Below are 14,795 nucleotides of genomic sequence, written 5' to 3' on the forward strand. Positions count from 1 at the left end.
GTCAGGGCGCGTAGCGTTCGATCCGCTGCTCGATGGCGCCGAAGATGCTGCGGCCGTCGCGGTCGAGCATCTCGATGCGCACGCTGTCGCCGAAGGACAGGAACGGCGTCACCGGCTTGCCTGTTTCCAGCGTCTCGACGGTGCGCTTTTCGGCAAAGCACGAGGCGCCAAGCGAGGTGTCCTGGTTGGCGATCGTGCCGGAGCCGACAATGGTGCCGGCCGACAGCGGACGCGTCTTCGCAACGTGCGCCACGAGCTGCGCGAAGTCGAACTGCATGTCCACGCCCGCCTCCGGTGCGCCGAACCATTCGCCGTTGACGTGGGTGAGCAGCGGCAGGTGCAGCTTGCTGCCGCGCCAGTGGTCGCCCAGTTCGTCGGGCGTGACGAACACCGGCGACAGCGCCGAACGCGGCTTGGACTGCAGGAAGCCGAAGCCCTTGGCCAGCTCGCCCGGGATCAGGTTGCGCAGGCTGACGTCGTTGACCAGGCCGATGAGCTGGATGCGCCCGGCGGCCTGCTCCGGCGTGACCGCCATCGGCACATCGTCGGTGATCACCACGATCTCGGCTTCCAAATCGATGCCGTAGTCCTCGCTGACCACCTTCACCGGATCGCGCGGGCCGAGGAAGCCGGCGCTGGTGGCCTGGTACATGAGCGGATCGGTGTAGAAGCTTTCTGGCACCTCGGCGCCGCGGGCACGGCGCACGCGCTCGACGTGCGGCAGGTAGGCGCTGCCGTCGACGAATTCGTAGGCGCGCGGCAAGGGCGCGGCGAGCGCGTTCGCTTCCAGGTCGAACACCCCGTCGGCATCGCCGCTTTCCAGTGATTGCGCCAGCGCGTTGAGGCGCGGCGCGGTGTTGTCCCAGTCCTCCAGCGCGCGCTGCAGGGTCGGGGCGATACCCGCCGCGCGCACCGCGCGGGTGAGGTCGCGCGAGACGACGACCAGGGTGCCGTCGCGGCCGCCTTCCTTGAGTGAACCGAGTTTCATGCCTGCTCCGGAACGGGATTCGTGATTTCAATTGTAACCAGCGGGCTGGCGCGGATGCCTTTCGGTGCGCTGGCCAGGCGGAGGAATGTCAGCCCCGATGCAGCGAATGATCAGGCTGCGGCATCAGGGGCCGGCCGGGCGAGATCTCTCGCTGCGCTCGAGATGACACTTCGGGCGGTGATGCGATCGAGATGACACTTCAGGCGGGCTGCGGTCGGGATGACACTTCGGGCAGTGATGCGGTCGTGCCGTGGTGACGGCAACGCGCGCCCGCTCAGTCGTCGCCCTGGAAGGCGCCGGCGCGGAAGGTCAGCACCAGGGTATCCCGATGCCCTGGCGCATCGTCCGAGGCCGGCTGGATCGGGGTGGATTCGTGGATCACCCTGGTGTCATCGAGGAACAGCAGCGACCACGGTTCGAACAGGGTGAAACGCTGCCCGTCCGGGCCCTCGGCCTGGAACACCCGCGTCTCGCCACCCTTGATGTCGTGGCGCCCGACCAGGATCACGGCGACGAAATCCACGCCGTCACGATGCGCGCCCTCGGGCGTTGGCCGACCGATGCCGTCGGCGGTGTCGATGCGGAACTGGTGCGCCTCCACGTACCAGGGCTGCATGCCGTGCAGCGCCGAGCACCACTGGCCCAGGCCGCGCAGCAGCGAGGTCCAGGCCGGGGCGGCGATGGTTTGCGGACCGACCGGCTCGAACATGCGCAGCATGCCGCCGTGCAAGGCGTTGTAGTCGAGCGACTGCCAGTGGGCGCGGTGGGAGGCCTGCTGCACCTGTTCGCCGTCGACGACGAAGCAGGAATGGCGACGGCTGCGGTAGCGGCCGCCGTCGCGCAGATAGTCGTCGGGCGGCAAGTCATCCCAGCCCGGTTCGAGCGCGCGCAGGTCTTCCGGCCCCACCTGCGCAAGCGCCAGCACTTCTGCGGCGGGCAGTACGGCATAGCCGCGCACGCGGAGATCGTCCAGCACGCGGCGCGCATCGGACAGAGGCGGGAGGAAGGAAGCCGTCATCGGCGAATTCTAGCGTGCGGACGGCGGGGGTGAATGGTCTTCGGGGGATATGTATGCACTTTACGGTGCGTAGCTTCGGCGGGCCCCCACCCCAGCCCTCCCCCGCAGGCGGGGGAGGGAGTCCGCCCGCGCGTCCCGTCGGCCAACACGCCTCTGCCCCCTCCCCCGCGTGCAGGGGAGGGCTGGGGTGGGGGCACGCAGTTGGCGCGCAAACGAAAAGACCCGCCACAAGGCGGGTCTCTCGAGAACGCGGATGCCGCAGCACCCAGCTTGATGTGGCAGCCCCGGATGGATTCGAACCACCGAATGCCTGAGTCAGAGTCAGGTGCCTTACCGCTTGGCGACGGGGCTATGGCGCGGATTGTAACGCCACCGCAATGCGGTGGCGTCAGTGCAGCATTAACGCTTGGAGAACTGCGTGGCGCGGCGTGCCTTGTGCAGGCCGACCTTCTTGCGCTCGACTTCGCGCGCATCGCGGGTCACGAAGCCCGCCTTGCGCAGCTCGATCTTCAGCGTCTCGTCGTACTCGACCAGCGCGCGGGCGATGCCCAAGCGGATCGCACCGGCCTGGCCGGTGGTGCCGCCGCCAGCGGCGGTGACGAGGATGTCGAAGCTCTCGGTGTTCTTGGTCAGTTCCAGCGGCTGGCGCACGATCATGCGCGCGGTCTCGCGGCCGAAGAACTTGTCCAGCGGAAGGCCGTTGACGGTGATGTTGCCGCTGCCCTTGCGCAGGAACACGCGGGCGGTGGCGGACTTGCGACGGCCGGTGCCGTAATTCTGGGTGATAGCCATCGTTTAGATATCCAGGGACTGGGGCTGCTGGGCGGCGTGCGGGTGCTCGGCACCCTTGTACACCTTGAGCTTGCGGTACATGGCGCGGCCGAGCGTGTTCTTCGGCAGCATGCCCTTGACCGCCATCTCGATCACGCGCTCGGGGTGGCGCTCCAGCGCCTGGCCCAGGGACTCGGTCTTGAGGTTGCCGATATAGCCGGTGAAGCGGTGGTAGAGCTTGTCGGTCAGCTTCTTGCCGGTCACCGTGATCTTCTCGGCGTTGATTACGATGAGGTAATCGCCGGTGTCGACGTGCGGGGTGTAGACGGGCTTGTGCTTGCCGCGCAGGCGGCGCGCGAGTTCGGAACTCAGGCGGCCCAGCGTCTTGCCGGTGGCGTCGACGAGATACCAGTCGCGCTGGACGGTCTCGGACTTGGCGGTAAAGGTCTTCATTGAGTGACTCCGGGCGGGTGCCTGGTCGGGCTGGTTCCGTGACCGGAACTTCGCCTCGCGTTGTGGGGGTGGAACACAGAAGCGGAATTGTAGCCCGCACGCCCGGCGCGTGCAAGCCAGCGGGCTCCCGCGCTGGCGCCGGGCAGTGCCAGGCGCCAACATGGCGGCTTCCGACCGGCGCCGCCCCTGGGAAGACAGCATGCCAGACACCCCCGCCCCGACCCTTCCGGCCACGATCCCCGCCCCGCCGCGCGCCGCGCCGCGTCGTCTCAATCCGCTCGACCGCGTCCTGGTCGAGGCGCAGCGGGCGCTGGAGACCCTGCTCGGCCAGCCCGCCGCCAGCCGCGACAACCCCGCTGGCACCACGCCCGATGCCGCGCTCTCGCCCGGCGAGCGCCGCCACGCCGCGGGCCTGATGCGGATCAACCATGTGGGCGAGGTCTGCGCGCAGGGCCTGTACTTCGGCCAGGCCGCCGTCGCCCGCGAGGACGCCACCCGCGAACACCTGCTCGAGGCGGCGCAGGAGGAAACTGACCACCTGGCCTGGTGCGCCGACCGCCTGCGCGAGCTGGACAGCCGTCCCAGCCTGTTCAACCCGCTCTGGTACGGCGGCAGCTACGTGCTGGGGCTGGCGGCCGGGCTGCGCGGCGATGGCTGGAACCTCGGCTTCGTGGTCGAGACCGAGCGCCAGGTCGAGGCGCACCTGGACGAACACCTGCAGACGCTGCCCGACGCCGACCGGCGCAGCCGCAAGATCCTGCAGCAGATGAAGATCGACGAGGCCCGCCACGCGCTCAACGCGGAGATGGCCGGCGCGCGCATCCTGCCGCAGCCGATCCCGAGCCTGATGGCGGCCGCGTCGAAGTTCATGAAGGCGGTGGCGTACCGGGCCTGAAGCGCTGGCGACAAGCACGCTCCACGACGCAAAAGGCCCCGCAATGCGGGGCCTTGCCGTATCGACCATCCCGCGCGGGGCTCAGTCGATCAGGTTGCGCCCGTGGTACAGCTCCTCGATCTCGCGCTTGAGCCGCGCCTCGATCTTCATCCGCTCCTTGAACGAGAGGTTGCGCGCCTTTTCCTCGAACAGGTACTGGTCCAGGTCGAACTCTTTCAGGTGCAACTTGGTGTGGAAGATGTTTTCCTGGTAGACGTTGACGTCGAGCATCTCGTAGCGCGCCCTGATGTTCTTGGCCAGGTAGTCCTGGATCGAGTTGATCTTGTGGTCGATGAAGTGCTTCTTGCCCTTGATGTCGCGGGTGAACCCACGCACGCGGTAGTCCATCACCACGATGTCGGACTCGAGGCTCTCGATCAGGTAGTTCAGCGCCTTCAGCGGCGAGATCACGCCGCAGGTCGACACGTCGATGTCGGCGCGAAAGGTCGCGATGCCGTTGTCCGGGTGGGTTTCCGGATAGGTGTGGACGGTGATGTGCGACTTGTCCAGGTGCGCGACCACGGCTTCGGAGATGATCTCCTTGCCGGCGTCCTTCTTGTCGATGATCGGCTCCTCGGAGATGAGCATGGTCACCGACGCGCCCTGCGGATCGTAGTCCTGGCGGGCGATATTGAGGATGTTGGCGCCGATGATCTCGGCCACGTCGGACAGGATCTGGGTCAGGCGATCGGCGTCGTACTGCTCATCGATGTACTCGATGTAGCGCCTGCGCTCGTCTTCCGACGAGGCATAGCACACGTCGTAGATGTTGAACGACAGCGACTTGGTGAGATTGTTGAAGCCCTGGAGCTTCAGGCGAGGCAGTGGTTTGACCACGTCGGACGGTCCCCGGGCGGACGGACGAAGTGCGGAATTATGCGGCAAAGTGGGTGGCCATGGGGCAACGCCGTTTGCCCCGGGGCCACGGACGGCCTAATCTCGGCGGTTCCCCCGTTCCCCCTTGCATGAAGCAAAGCCCTGTGGCCCTGATCAGCAGCTATCGCCGCCCTTCCCATCCGATGGCACCGTCCCCCGCGACCATCGAACGCTTCCTCGCCCACTGCCATCGTCGGCGCTATCCGCCGCGCACGGAGGTGTTCCGCCCTGGCGATCCCGCCAGCACGCTGTACTTCGTCATCAGTGGCTCGGTCAGCATCATCACCGAGGAGGACGACGGCCGCGAGCTGGTGCTCGGCTATTTCGGCAACGGCGAATTCGTCGGCGAGATGGGGCTGTTCATCGAGACGGACGTGCGCGAGGTGATCCTGCGCACGCGCGTCCCGACCGAGCTGGCCGAGATCAGCTACGAGCGGCTGTACCAGCTGCTGGACGGCACCCTGGCCAACGACGCCACCTCGATCATGTTCGCGATCGGCGTGCAGCTGTCACGGCGCCTGCTCGACACCAGCCGCAAGGCCGGGCGTCTGGCCTTCCTCGACGTCACCGACCGCATCATCCGCACCCTGCACGACCTGACCCGCGAGCCGGAGGCGATGAGCCACCCGGAAGGGACCCAGCTGCGGGTATCGCGGCAGGAGCTGGCGCGCCTGGTCGGCTGCTCGCGCGAGATGGCGGGCCGGGTGCTGAAGAAGCTGCAGATCGACGGCAAGCTCCACGCCCGCGGCAAGACGATCGTGCTTTACGGGACTCGATGAGCGGCGGCCCGTTCGCGTATCGCGGCGACCTGCCGGACGCCGACCTGCGCTGCGTGGGCCCGATCGACGCCGACGATGTCGCCGCCCTGCTCTGCGAGCTGGGCTACCCCTGCGACGAGGAGGATGCCGCGCGCCGGATCCGCACGATCCTCGACAACGACCGCCAGGCGCTGGTGGTCGCGCGCGTGGAGGGCGCCGTCGCGGGGCTGGTGGCGCTGGATTTCATGTACTACCTGCCGCTGGATACGCTCACCTGCCGCATCACGGCGCTGGTGGTCAGCGCATCGGCCCGCGGCCAGGGCCTGGGCCGCCAGCTGCTGCGCGAGGCCGAGCGCCGCGCCCGTACAGGTGGCGCCGCCCGGCTGGAGCTGGCCAGCGGTTCGCAGCGCACCGACGCGCACGCGTTCTACCGCGCCTGCGGCTTCAGCGACGGGACGGTGCGGTTCATCAAGCGACTGGGCGACGCGTAGGGCGACATCCCCTACTCTTTTGCGACGCCCGCCACCGGCTCCCCGCCACGGTCCCGGCATCCCCAGTTGAGGATCGGCGTGCCCGCCGGCAGGGTGCGCCGGAACATCTCCACGCTGTCGTGCTTGGGATTCACCACCACCGGCGACGTCGCCGCCAGCAGCAGCGGCAGGTCGGCGCTGGAGTCCGAATAGGCGATGTCGACCTCGCCCAGCCCGCGCTCGCGCAGCATCCGCATCTTTTCCTCGGCGTGGCAGTGGCGCACGGCGACGATCGCGCCCAGGCGCGGCCCGACCTGGGTGCCGATCACCGGCACCGCCTCGTGCGCGACGAAGGCCAGGATCGCGCGCGCCAGCTCCGGCGGCGCGCCGGTGGCGATCACAACCCGGTCGCCGGCCTCGCGATGCCGGTGCAGCACAGCCAGCGCCACCGGCAGCAGGCGTTCGCGGATCTGCGCCTCGTGGGTGGCGACGTAGCGGTCGATCGCGGCGTCCAGCGTGCGTGGGCCGGACATGCCGACCGTCCCGATCCAGACGAATCCCGAAATGCCGTAGCGGCGCGTGGGCAGGAACGCCACCATCGGGCCGAATAGCGGCGCGGCCAGCAGCGCCAGCCCCGTGCGCCACCAGCTGCGCCGGATCAGCCAGGCGAACAGATGGCTGCCCGAGTCGCCGTCGTAGAGCGTGTGGTCGAAGTCGAAGACCACGCGGCGGGCATCGGCGGCATCGCTCATGCCGGGAAGAACAGCCCGCGCAGCGCCTCGCCCGGATCGGGTTCGCGCATGAAGGCCTCGCCGACCAGGAAGGCGTCGATGCCCGCTTCGCGCATGCGCGCGACATCGGCGGCGGTATGGATGCCGCTCTCGGTCACCAGGCGTCGGTCGCGCGGCACCGCGCCGCGCAGCGACAGCGTGGTGTCGAGCGAGACCTCGAAGCTGCGCAGGCTGCGGTTGTTGACGCCGAGCAGCGGCGCCGGCACCTGGATCGCGCGCTCGAGCTCGTCGATGTCGTGCACTTCCACCAGCACGTCCAGGCCGAGCTGCATGGCGGTACCGGACAGCTCGGCGAGCTGCGCGTCCGACAGCGCGGCGACGATCAGCAGAATGCAGTCGGCGCCCAGCGCGCGCGCCTCGTGCACCTGCCAGGGGTCGATGATGAAATCCTTGCGCAGCACCGGCAGCGTGCAGGCTGCGCGTGCTTCCTGCAGGTACAGGTCGGCGCCCTGGAAGAAATCGACGTCGGTGAGTACCGACAGGCAGGCCGCGCCGCCGGCCTCGTAGCTGCGTGCGATCTGCGCCGGGTGGAAATCGGGGCGGATCACGCCTTTGGAGGGGCTGGCCTTCTTGACCTCGGCGATCACGGCCGGCGCGCCGGCGGCAATCTTCGCCTCGATCGCATCGGCAAAGCCGCGCGTTGGCGGCATGTCGGCGGCCAGCTCGCGCATCTCCGCCAGCGGGCGCGCGGCGGCCCGTGCGGTGACCTCCTCGGCCTTGCGCGCCAGGATCTTCTGCAGGATGTCCTCGCTGCGCGGCAGCGTGGAACGCAACAGGTGGTTCAAGGCCGTGTGTCCTCTTCAACGGGGGTCGCCGGGGCGGCACGCGCCAGCCCCGGCGGAAGGTGAGCATGATCGCAGGATCCGCCCGTCGGGCGCGACCCCGCCCCGGGCGCCGCGATGGGGAGAGGCTTGCGCCTCATCCGGCGCCTTCGGCAGGTCCCTCGCCGCGATCCCAGCCATAGGCGCGCTCGACTCGGGCAATACGCAGTTCGAAATGCCGGTACCACTCGGCGCGGCCGCGCTCGCGCGCTGCGGTGTGTTCGGCATGTTGGCGCCAGGCGCGGATCGCGTCCTCGCTGTCCCAATACGCCACCGTGATCCCGAATCCATCCTCGCCGCGCACCGATTCGACGCCAAGAAAGCCGGGCTGCAGCTGCGCCAGCTCGACCATGCGCTCGGCGGTCGCGCCGTAGCCGTTGTCGATGTCGGTGCGCTGGGCGCTGAAGATCACCGCGTAGTACGGCGGCGCGGGCAGTCGGGCGAACGTGGCGGGATGCATGGCGGGTTCTCCGGATGCCGGGCGCGGTGACGCGTCAGTCTGCGCCCGCGAGCCGGCGCGTGACCGCGACGAATGCCTCCAGCTTCTGCAGCGCGGCACCGGAGGCAACCGCCGCCCTTGCACGCGCGATGCCATCGCCGATCGAATCGGCGACACCGGCCACGTACAGGGCCGCGCCGGCGTTGAGTGCCACGATCTCCAGCGGCAGGCCCGCTTCACCGCGCAGCGCGCGGAGCAGCATCGCCTTCGATTCGGCCGGGTCGGCCACGCGCAGGTTGCGGCTGGCAGCCATGCCGATGCCGAAATCCTCCGGATGGATCTCGTACTCGCGCACCACCCCGTCTCGCAGTTCGCCCACCATCGTCGCCGCGCCCAGCGAGATCTCGTCCATGCCATCGCGGCCCCAGACCACCAGCGCACGCTCGGTGCCAAGCTCCTGCAGCACGCGCACCTGGATGCCGACCAGGTCGGGGTGGAACACGCCCATCAGCACGCTGGGCGCGCCGGCAGGGTTGGTCAGGGGCCCCAGGATGTTGAAGATCGTGCGCACGCCCATCTCGCGTCGCACCGGCGCCACCGCCTTCATCGCGGGATGGTGGATGGGGGCGAACATGAAGCCGGCGCCGACCTCGTCGATGCAGCGCGCGACCTGCGCCGGCTGCAGTTCGATCGCCGCACCCAGCGCCTCGAGCGCGTCGGCGCTGCCCGACTTGGACGACACGCTGCGGTTGCCGTGCTTGGCCACGCGCGCGCCCGCCGCAGCGGCCACGAACATGCTGGCGGTGGAAATGTTGAAGGTATGCGAGCCATCGCCACCGGTGCCGACGATATCGACCAGATGCGAACGGTCGGGCACGTCGACGGGGAGCGAGAGCTCGCGCATCACCCTGGCGGCGGCCGCGATCTCGTCGACCGTTTCCTTCTTGACGCGCAGACCGGTGAGGATCGCCGCGGTCATCACCGGCGAGACTTCGCCGCGCATGATCTGCCGCATCAGGTCGATCATTTCGTCATGGAAGATCTCGCGATGCTCGATGGTGCGCTGCAGGGCTTCGTGGGGGGTGATGGACATGGCGGGAACCGTGATTGGGACTCGTGAGAGGTGAGGGATGGGTGGCGGGAGATCGAACGGTGTCATCCCAAGCGCAGCGAGGGATCTGCTCGACTCATGCCGCCGGACACAAGATCCCTCGCTGCGCTCGGGATGACAATTTTGCTTGGGACGGCAGCCCGCGTCCGCCGACAGCCCGGGCTTGGACGAGTCGCTGCGCCCGGATGGCAGCTTGTGTCCGACAAGCGCCTGCATCAGCGCGCGAGGAAGTTCTTGAGCAGCGCATGCCCGTGTTCGGTCAGGATCGACTCGGGATGGAACTGCACGCCCTCGACCGGGTGCTCGCGGTGGCGCAGGCCCATGATCTCCTCGACCGATCCGTCCTCGTTGTCGGCCCAGGCCGTCACTTCCAGGCATCCGGGCAACGAGTCGCGCTCGACCACCAGCGAGTGGTAGCGCGTGGCCTCGTAGCCGTCGGGCAGGTTGGCGAACACGCCCTTGCCCTCGTGGCGGATCGGCGAGGTCTTGCCGTGCATGATCCGTCCCGCACGCACCACCTTGCCGCCATAGGCCTGGCCGATGCTCTGGTGGCCCAGGCACACGCCGAGGATCGGCACGCGCGCGCCGAGCGCCTCGATCACGCCGACCGACACCCCCGCCTCGTTGGGCGTGCAGGGTCCCGGTGAAATGACGATGCGCTCCGGCGCAAGCGCATCGATCTGCGTGACCGTCAGCTCGTCGTTGCGCACCACCTTCACCTCCGCCCCCAGTGCCTGCAGGTACTGCACGAGGTTCCAGGTGAAGCTGTCGTAGTTGTCGATCATCAGCAGCATGCTGGTCCCTTCGCGCTGTCTGCGCTTCCTCGTTCCGCTTGGCCAGCGGGCGTCGATCTCGTGATGGCCTGACCTGGATCAGGGCGCGGCGCCCCTCGTCCGCGCAGGCTGGCGCGCCCGACCACAGGAGCCACGCCATGACCGACGCAGCCGGCAACACCGACTACACCGCCCATCCCTTCGACGCGCGCGGCATCGCGCGACGCTTCCGCCATTCGGCGATCTTCGGCGCGCTGGGTGCGCTGCTGCCGGGTGAGGCGATGCGCTTCGTCAACGACCACGACCCGCTGCCGCTCCTGGGCCAGTTGGTGGACCGTTTCGGCGACCGCGTCGAGATCCTGTACCGCCAGCGTGAGCCGGGCGCGATCGTGATCGACTTCATCGTCCGGGCCTGAACCGTGGGCTTCCCGGCGTTCTTCGAGCAGGCACCGGTGCTGCGCCTGCGCGACGGCCTGGCCGCGCTGCTCGGCGTCACGCCGGATGGGGTGATCGAGTATCGCTACGCGGATGCAGTGCGCCTGGCGGGCCACTCCTGCCCGACCGTGGCGGGCGCCTGGCTGTGCGCGCGCGCCGGGCTGCGTGCGCTCTACGGCGACACCCTGCCCGAACGCGGCAATATCGCGGTCAGCCTGCCCCAGGCCGAGGACGCGGGCGTGTCCGGCGTGATCGGACAGGTCATGACCCTGGTCACCGGCGCGGCCGGCGCCGACGGATTCAAGGGCCTGGCCGGCGGCCACGCCCGCAATGGCCTGCTGCGCTACGGCGATCCCGGTATCGGTGCGCTGCGCATGCGCAGGCGCGACAGCGGCCAGGTCGTGGAGGTGGCGCTGGACACATCGCCGGTACCGGTCGAGCCCGACCAGCGCAACCTGTTCGCCCTGGTTGTGCAGGGACAGGCCGACGCCGCGCAGCAGCGCCGGTTCGGCGACGCCTGGCAGGGGCGCGTACGCCGGATGCTGCTCGAGCATGCGGAAGATCCGGCGGTGGTGCAGGTGCGCTGGCCCGCGCAGGGGCGCGCGACGGCCGGCTGAGGCAGCCATCGTGCCGCAGTGTCCGCGGCGGCTGTCGATCGCGCAGGGCACGGTCAGTCCGCCAGCAGGAAGATCGCGTACAGGTGCTCCGCGATGTTGATGGTGCCCACCTCAATGCTCTCCGGCGTGATACGGCTGCCGGTGACGGTGACGCTGTCCACTGCGGACGGGGCGTCGAACACAACCGGCGGTTCGTCCGGTGGCGCGGGAAGCCCGCCCACGCGCCGCGAGGCACGCGGCCATTGGCCGGCTTGCACCCCGTAGGCAAAGCTGGGGGCAACGTCGGAGACGCTGTACAACCCCCGGATGCGCGTGCCATAGCTGCGCGCAAGCAGGTCCGCGGTGGCCCGTGCCTGCTTCATCGCCTCGGCCTTCAGATCGGCACGGAGGTCCTCCTCGCCCGAGTAGGCGGGCTGGATGCCGTTGAGCATCACCTCCTCGCCAGCCACCAGGCCGGACAGGAACCCGCGGGTGCTGTCGGCATCGGGGAACGTGACACGCAGCTGCCTGGCTGCCCGCGTTCCCTTGAACACGCGCTTGTTGTTTTCGTATTCGTACTCGGGCGCGATCGAGAACACCGCAGCGTCAATCGACCCGGCGATGGCGCGGCCGCCCTTGAGCGAGTCGATGAGCGTGGCAAGATTGGCTTGCACCTGTTCCCGCGCGCGGCCGGGACTCATGTCGACCGTGGCCAGGGTCATCGAAACGGTGAAGCGGTCCGGCACCACGTCGCGGTTGGCTTCCCCCTTCACCAGCAGGTGCGGCAGCGACGGCAGTGCGTTGACCTGTGCCCACGCCGGTTGCGCCAGCAGCAGGAGGACGAGGAAGGCGATGCGCATGGCTATCATGTCGAGATTCTTCCGGTGGATGTTCGTGCCGCGCGGCTACAGCCCTTTCGCCGCCTGCGCCACCGCGCGGAACAGCGCGCGGCCCTTGCTCATGGTTTCGTCCCACTCCTTCTGCGGATCGGAATCGAACACGATGCCTGCGCCAGCCTGCACGTGCAGGCGGCCGTCCTGGATGACCGCGGTGCGGATGGCGATGGCGGTGTCGGCGTCGCCGTGCCAGCCGATGTAGCCGATCGCGCCGGCGTAGACGTTGCGCTTGACCGGCTCGAGCTCGCGGATGATCTCCAGCGCGCGGACCTTGGGCGCGCCGCTGACGGTCCCGGCGGGGAACGTGGCGCGCAGCACGTCGGCGTAGCTCAAGCCCTCCTTCAGCCGGCCGGTGACCTCGCTGACGATGTGCATCACGTGGCTGTAGCGTTCGATCACGAAGCGCTCGCCGACCTCGACGCTGCCGGGCGTGGACACGTGGCCGACGTCGTTGCGGCCCAGGTCGATCAGCATCAGGTGCTCGGCGCGCTCCTTGGGGTCGGCCAGCAGCTCGGCTTCCAGCGCCAGGTCCTCCTCGTGCGTTGCGCCGCGCGGACGCGTGCCGGCGATCGGACGCACGGTCACCTCGCCGGCCTGCAGGCGCACCAGGATCTCCGGCGACGAGCCCACCACCTGGGTGTCGCCGACGTCGAGGAAGTACATGTACGGCGAGGGGTTCATCGCCCGCAGCGCACGGTACACATCCACCGGGCGGGCGTTGAAGGGCACGCTCATGCGCTGCGACAGCACCACCTGGAAGGCGTCCCCGGCGGCGATGTAGTCCTTGGCCCGCGCAACCGCGTCGAGGAAGCCCTCGCGGGTGAAGCCGGACTCGAAGTGGGCTTCGTCCAGCGCTTCCGGGCGCAGCGTTTCCGGATAGCCGGCGCCACCGTGGCGCAGCCGGTGCGCCAGCGCGTCGAGCCGGCGGCTGGCGCGCGCAAAGGCCTGCGGCGCGCGCGGATCGGCATGCACCACCAGGTACAGCCGCCCCTTGAGGTTGTCGAACACCGCCACTTCCTCGCTCAGCATCAGCAGGATGTCGGGCGTGTCGAGCTCGTCGGGGTTCGGGTTGGCGCGCAGGCGCGGCTCGATGTATTCGATGCACTCGAAGCCGAACCAGCCGACCAGCCCGCCGCTGAAACCGGGCAGGCCGGGCAGCCGCGGCACGGAGTGTTCGGCGCGCAGGCGCTCGACCTCGGCGAACGGATCTTCGACCTCGCGCGTTTCGACCGCTTCGCCGTGCTCGCTGACGGTCAGCGTGTGGCCGCGGAAGCTGAACACGCGCGTGGCCGGCAGCCCGATGATCGAATAGCGGCCAAAGCGTTCGCCGCCCTCGACCGATTCGAACAGGTAGCTGTACGGGCCGTCGGCAAGCTTGAGGTAGACCGACAGCGGCGTGTCGAGGTCGGACAGGACCTCGCGCACGACGGGGATGCGGGTATGGCCTTCAGCGGCCGATTGCTGGAATTCTTCTTGCGAGGTCACGCGACATTTCCCAGGGATGCGGGCGGGCGGTTGCGACGGCGGCAGGCCACCATCGCCAGCCTTCGCCGGCAGCAAGGAAATGTGGGAATGCGGTCGCGCCCATGGCGGTCAATGTAGCGGCTTTGCGGCCGTTTTCACAGACGGCGCAGCTGGTTGCGATCGCAACGGACTGTCCGGCGGCAGGTGCATGCGCACCCGGCCCGGCACGCAGTCGATGCGGAAGCAGGTGGACTCGACCGGCTCGCCGTCGAGGTTGAGCGCCAGCGGCGCCTCGGCGGCGATTTCGATCCACGGCAGGCGCGCGCGCGTGGCCACGCGTTCCAGCGCCGCGACCTTGCCCTCGCTGATCACCGCGCCCAGCGTCGCGGCGATCTCGCCGGACAGTTCCGGTATCACGGTGAGGTCCAGCAATCCGTCGTCGACCACCGCATCCGGGCACAGTGCCTGGCCGCCGCCCGCCTGGCGTCCGTTGCCCACGCCCACTGCGATGAACTCGCCTTCCCACGCGAAGCCCGGCCCGCGCAGCGTCGCCCGGCTGGGCTCGATCCGGCCGAGCTTCGACAGCCCGGTCAGCAGGTAGGCCAGGCCACCCAGCAGTTTCTTCATGCCTTCCGGCGTTTCCACGGTGACCTGCGTTCCAAAGCCGCCGCTGACCATGTTGGCTGCCCAGTGCACCACGCCGCCCGCGTCCAGGCGCAGCAGGTCGACGGGCCGCGCCAGCTGCGCCGAGATCAGTTCGAGTGCCGGCAGCGGTTGGTCCGGAATGCCGCCGGCCGTGGCGAAATCGTTGGCAGTGCCCATCGGCACCAGGCCCAGCGACGGCAGCGCGTCGGCAGCCACGTCGCCATGGGCAAGCGCGGTCGCGACCTCGCTCAGGGTGCCGTCGCCGCCTGCCGCGACGATCGTGGAGGCACCGTCCTCGGTCGCCTCGGCGACATGGCGCGCGGCATCGCCATCCTCCCAGGTCACGCGCACGTCAATGTGCGTGCCGCGTTCGCGCATCGCCTGCACGGCGGCGCGCAATGGGTCGTCGCCGGCGGATTTGCCGTTGATGATCAGGCACCAGCGAGGAGTGGTCATGGACGGTGGGACAGGTCGGGGACGCTGGTGTAGCACGCGCACGTGCGCAGCGCTTCACGCGACCGCGACGCAGCGCGGGGACATGCCGGCGCGGTGGAGT

The 14,795-nt window shown here is 69.2% G+C and carries 18 protein-coding genes and 1 tRNA gene; 5 read left to right on the forward strand and 14 right to left on the reverse strand.

The window, feature by feature from the left end; all coding sequences use genetic code 11:
- Position 1: 1 nt before the first annotated feature.
- The 5 genes from ACW5EG_RS12820 to rplM form a co-directional block, all read right to left on the reverse strand.
- Positions 2–988, reverse strand: coding sequence for a fumarylacetoacetate hydrolase family protein (locus ACW5EG_RS12820; protein WP_457021723.1), 987 nt, complete (start codon positions 986–988; stop codon positions 2–4).
- A 274-nt stretch (positions 989–1,262) separates the two neighbouring features.
- Positions 1,263–2,006 carry a 2OG-Fe dioxygenase family protein gene (locus tag ACW5EG_RS12825; RefSeq protein WP_457018592.1) on the reverse strand — a complete coding sequence of 248 codons (744 nt, stop codon included), beginning with the start codon at positions 2,004–2,006 and terminating at the stop codon, positions 1,263–1,265.
- 276 nt (positions 2,007–2,282) lie between these two features.
- A tRNA-Gln gene (locus ACW5EG_RS12830) sits at positions 2,283–2,357 on the reverse strand.
- A 48-nt stretch (positions 2,358–2,405) separates the two neighbouring features.
- On the reverse strand, positions 2,406–2,798 hold the full coding sequence (gene rpsI, locus ACW5EG_RS12835) for a 30S ribosomal protein S9 (RefSeq protein WP_457018591.1): 393 nt from the start codon (positions 2,796–2,798) through the stop codon (positions 2,406–2,408).
- A gap of 3 nt (positions 2,799–2,801) precedes the next feature.
- On the reverse strand, positions 2,802–3,230 hold the full coding sequence (gene rplM, locus ACW5EG_RS12840) for a 50S ribosomal protein L13 (protein WP_457018590.1): 429 nt from the start codon (positions 3,228–3,230) through the stop codon (positions 2,802–2,804).
- A 199-nt stretch (positions 3,231–3,429) separates the two neighbouring features.
- Here rplM and coq7 point away from each other — a divergent pair, with 199 nt between their 5' ends.
- Positions 3,430–4,125, forward strand: coding sequence for a 2-polyprenyl-3-methyl-6-methoxy-1,4-benzoquinone monooxygenase (gene coq7 / locus ACW5EG_RS12845; RefSeq protein WP_457018589.1), 696 nt, complete (start codon positions 3,430–3,432; stop codon positions 4,123–4,125).
- An 81-nt stretch (positions 4,126–4,206) separates the two neighbouring features.
- Here coq7 and speD read toward each other — a convergent pair whose 3' ends face one another.
- Positions 4,207–5,001: an adenosylmethionine decarboxylase gene (speD, locus tag ACW5EG_RS12850; RefSeq protein ID WP_457018588.1), complete on the reverse strand. Its 795-nt coding sequence runs from the start codon at positions 4,999–5,001 to the stop codon at positions 4,207–4,209.
- A gap of 182 nt (positions 5,002–5,183) precedes the next feature.
- Between speD and crp the strand changes: the two genes are divergently transcribed.
- Together crp and ACW5EG_RS12860 are read left to right on the forward strand one after the other, a co-directional pair.
- Positions 5,184–5,819, forward strand: a complete 636-nt coding sequence (crp, locus tag ACW5EG_RS12855; protein WP_457018856.1) for a cAMP-activated global transcriptional regulator CRP — start codon at positions 5,184–5,186, stop codon at positions 5,817–5,819.
- Positions 5,816–6,289 (forward strand): GNAT family N-acetyltransferase, encoded by a 474-nt coding sequence (locus tag ACW5EG_RS12860; protein ID WP_457018587.1) that lies wholly within the window; start codon positions 5,816–5,818, stop codon positions 6,287–6,289. The genes crp and ACW5EG_RS12860 overlap by 4 nt, the downstream gene beginning before the upstream one ends.
- Positions 6,290–6,300: 11 nt before the next feature.
- Here the strand turns inward: ACW5EG_RS12860 and ACW5EG_RS12865 are convergent, their stop codons facing one another.
- From ACW5EG_RS12865 to ACW5EG_RS12885, 5 genes are all read right to left on the reverse strand, one after another.
- The gene (locus tag ACW5EG_RS12865) at positions 6,301–7,020 is read right to left on the reverse strand and encodes a haloacid dehalogenase-like hydrolase (RefSeq protein WP_457018586.1); all 720 of its coding nucleotides are present in this window, start codon (positions 7,018–7,020) and stop codon (positions 6,301–6,303) included.
- Positions 7,017–7,844, reverse strand: coding sequence for an indole-3-glycerol phosphate synthase TrpC (gene trpC, locus ACW5EG_RS12870; RefSeq protein WP_457018585.1), 828 nt, complete (start codon positions 7,842–7,844; stop codon positions 7,017–7,019). The genes ACW5EG_RS12865 and trpC overlap by 4 nt, the downstream gene beginning before the upstream one ends.
- A gap of 133 nt (positions 7,845–7,977) precedes the next feature.
- Positions 7,978–8,340, reverse strand: coding sequence for an antibiotic biosynthesis monooxygenase family protein (locus ACW5EG_RS12875; protein WP_457018584.1), 363 nt, complete (start codon positions 8,338–8,340; stop codon positions 7,978–7,980).
- 34 nt (positions 8,341–8,374) lie between these two features.
- Entirely contained in the window at positions 8,375–9,412 is a 1,038-nt protein-coding gene (gene trpD / locus ACW5EG_RS12880) for an anthranilate phosphoribosyltransferase (protein WP_457018583.1), read from the reverse strand.
- 233 nt (positions 9,413–9,645) lie between these two features.
- Entirely contained in the window at positions 9,646–10,224 is a 579-nt protein-coding gene (locus ACW5EG_RS12885; RefSeq protein WP_457018582.1) for an anthranilate synthase component II, read from the reverse strand.
- 137 nt (positions 10,225–10,361) lie between these two features.
- Between ACW5EG_RS12885 and ACW5EG_RS12890 the strand changes: the two genes are divergently transcribed.
- Entirely contained in the window at positions 10,362–10,619 is a 258-nt protein-coding gene (locus ACW5EG_RS12890; protein ID WP_457018581.1) for a DUF2249 domain-containing protein, read from the forward strand.
- Positions 10,620–10,622: 3 nt separating this feature from the next.
- On the forward strand, positions 10,623–11,255 hold the full coding sequence (locus tag ACW5EG_RS12895; RefSeq protein WP_457021725.1) for an FmdE family protein: 633 nt from the start codon (positions 10,623–10,625) through the stop codon (positions 11,253–11,255).
- A 53-nt stretch (positions 11,256–11,308) separates the two neighbouring features.
- Here the strand turns inward: ACW5EG_RS12895 and ACW5EG_RS12900 are convergent, their stop codons facing one another.
- The 3 genes from ACW5EG_RS12900 to yegS form a co-directional block, all read right to left on the reverse strand.
- Positions 11,309–12,103 (reverse strand): SIMPL domain-containing protein, encoded by a 795-nt coding sequence (locus tag ACW5EG_RS12900; RefSeq protein WP_457018579.1) that lies wholly within the window; start codon positions 12,101–12,103, stop codon positions 11,309–11,311.
- A gap of 36 nt (positions 12,104–12,139) precedes the next feature.
- The gene (gene trpE, locus ACW5EG_RS12905; RefSeq protein ID WP_457021727.1) at positions 12,140–13,615 is read right to left on the reverse strand and encodes an anthranilate synthase component I; all 1,476 of its coding nucleotides are present in this window, start codon (positions 13,613–13,615) and stop codon (positions 12,140–12,142) included.
- 108 nt (positions 13,616–13,723) lie between these two features.
- Complete coding sequence (yegS, locus tag ACW5EG_RS12910) at positions 13,724–14,695, reverse strand: lipid kinase YegS (RefSeq protein ID WP_457021729.1); 972 nt, start codon at positions 14,693–14,695, stop codon at positions 13,724–13,726.
- Positions 14,696–14,795: the final 100 nt, after the last annotated feature.

Source organism: Luteimonas sp. A611, from assembly GCF_054072715.1.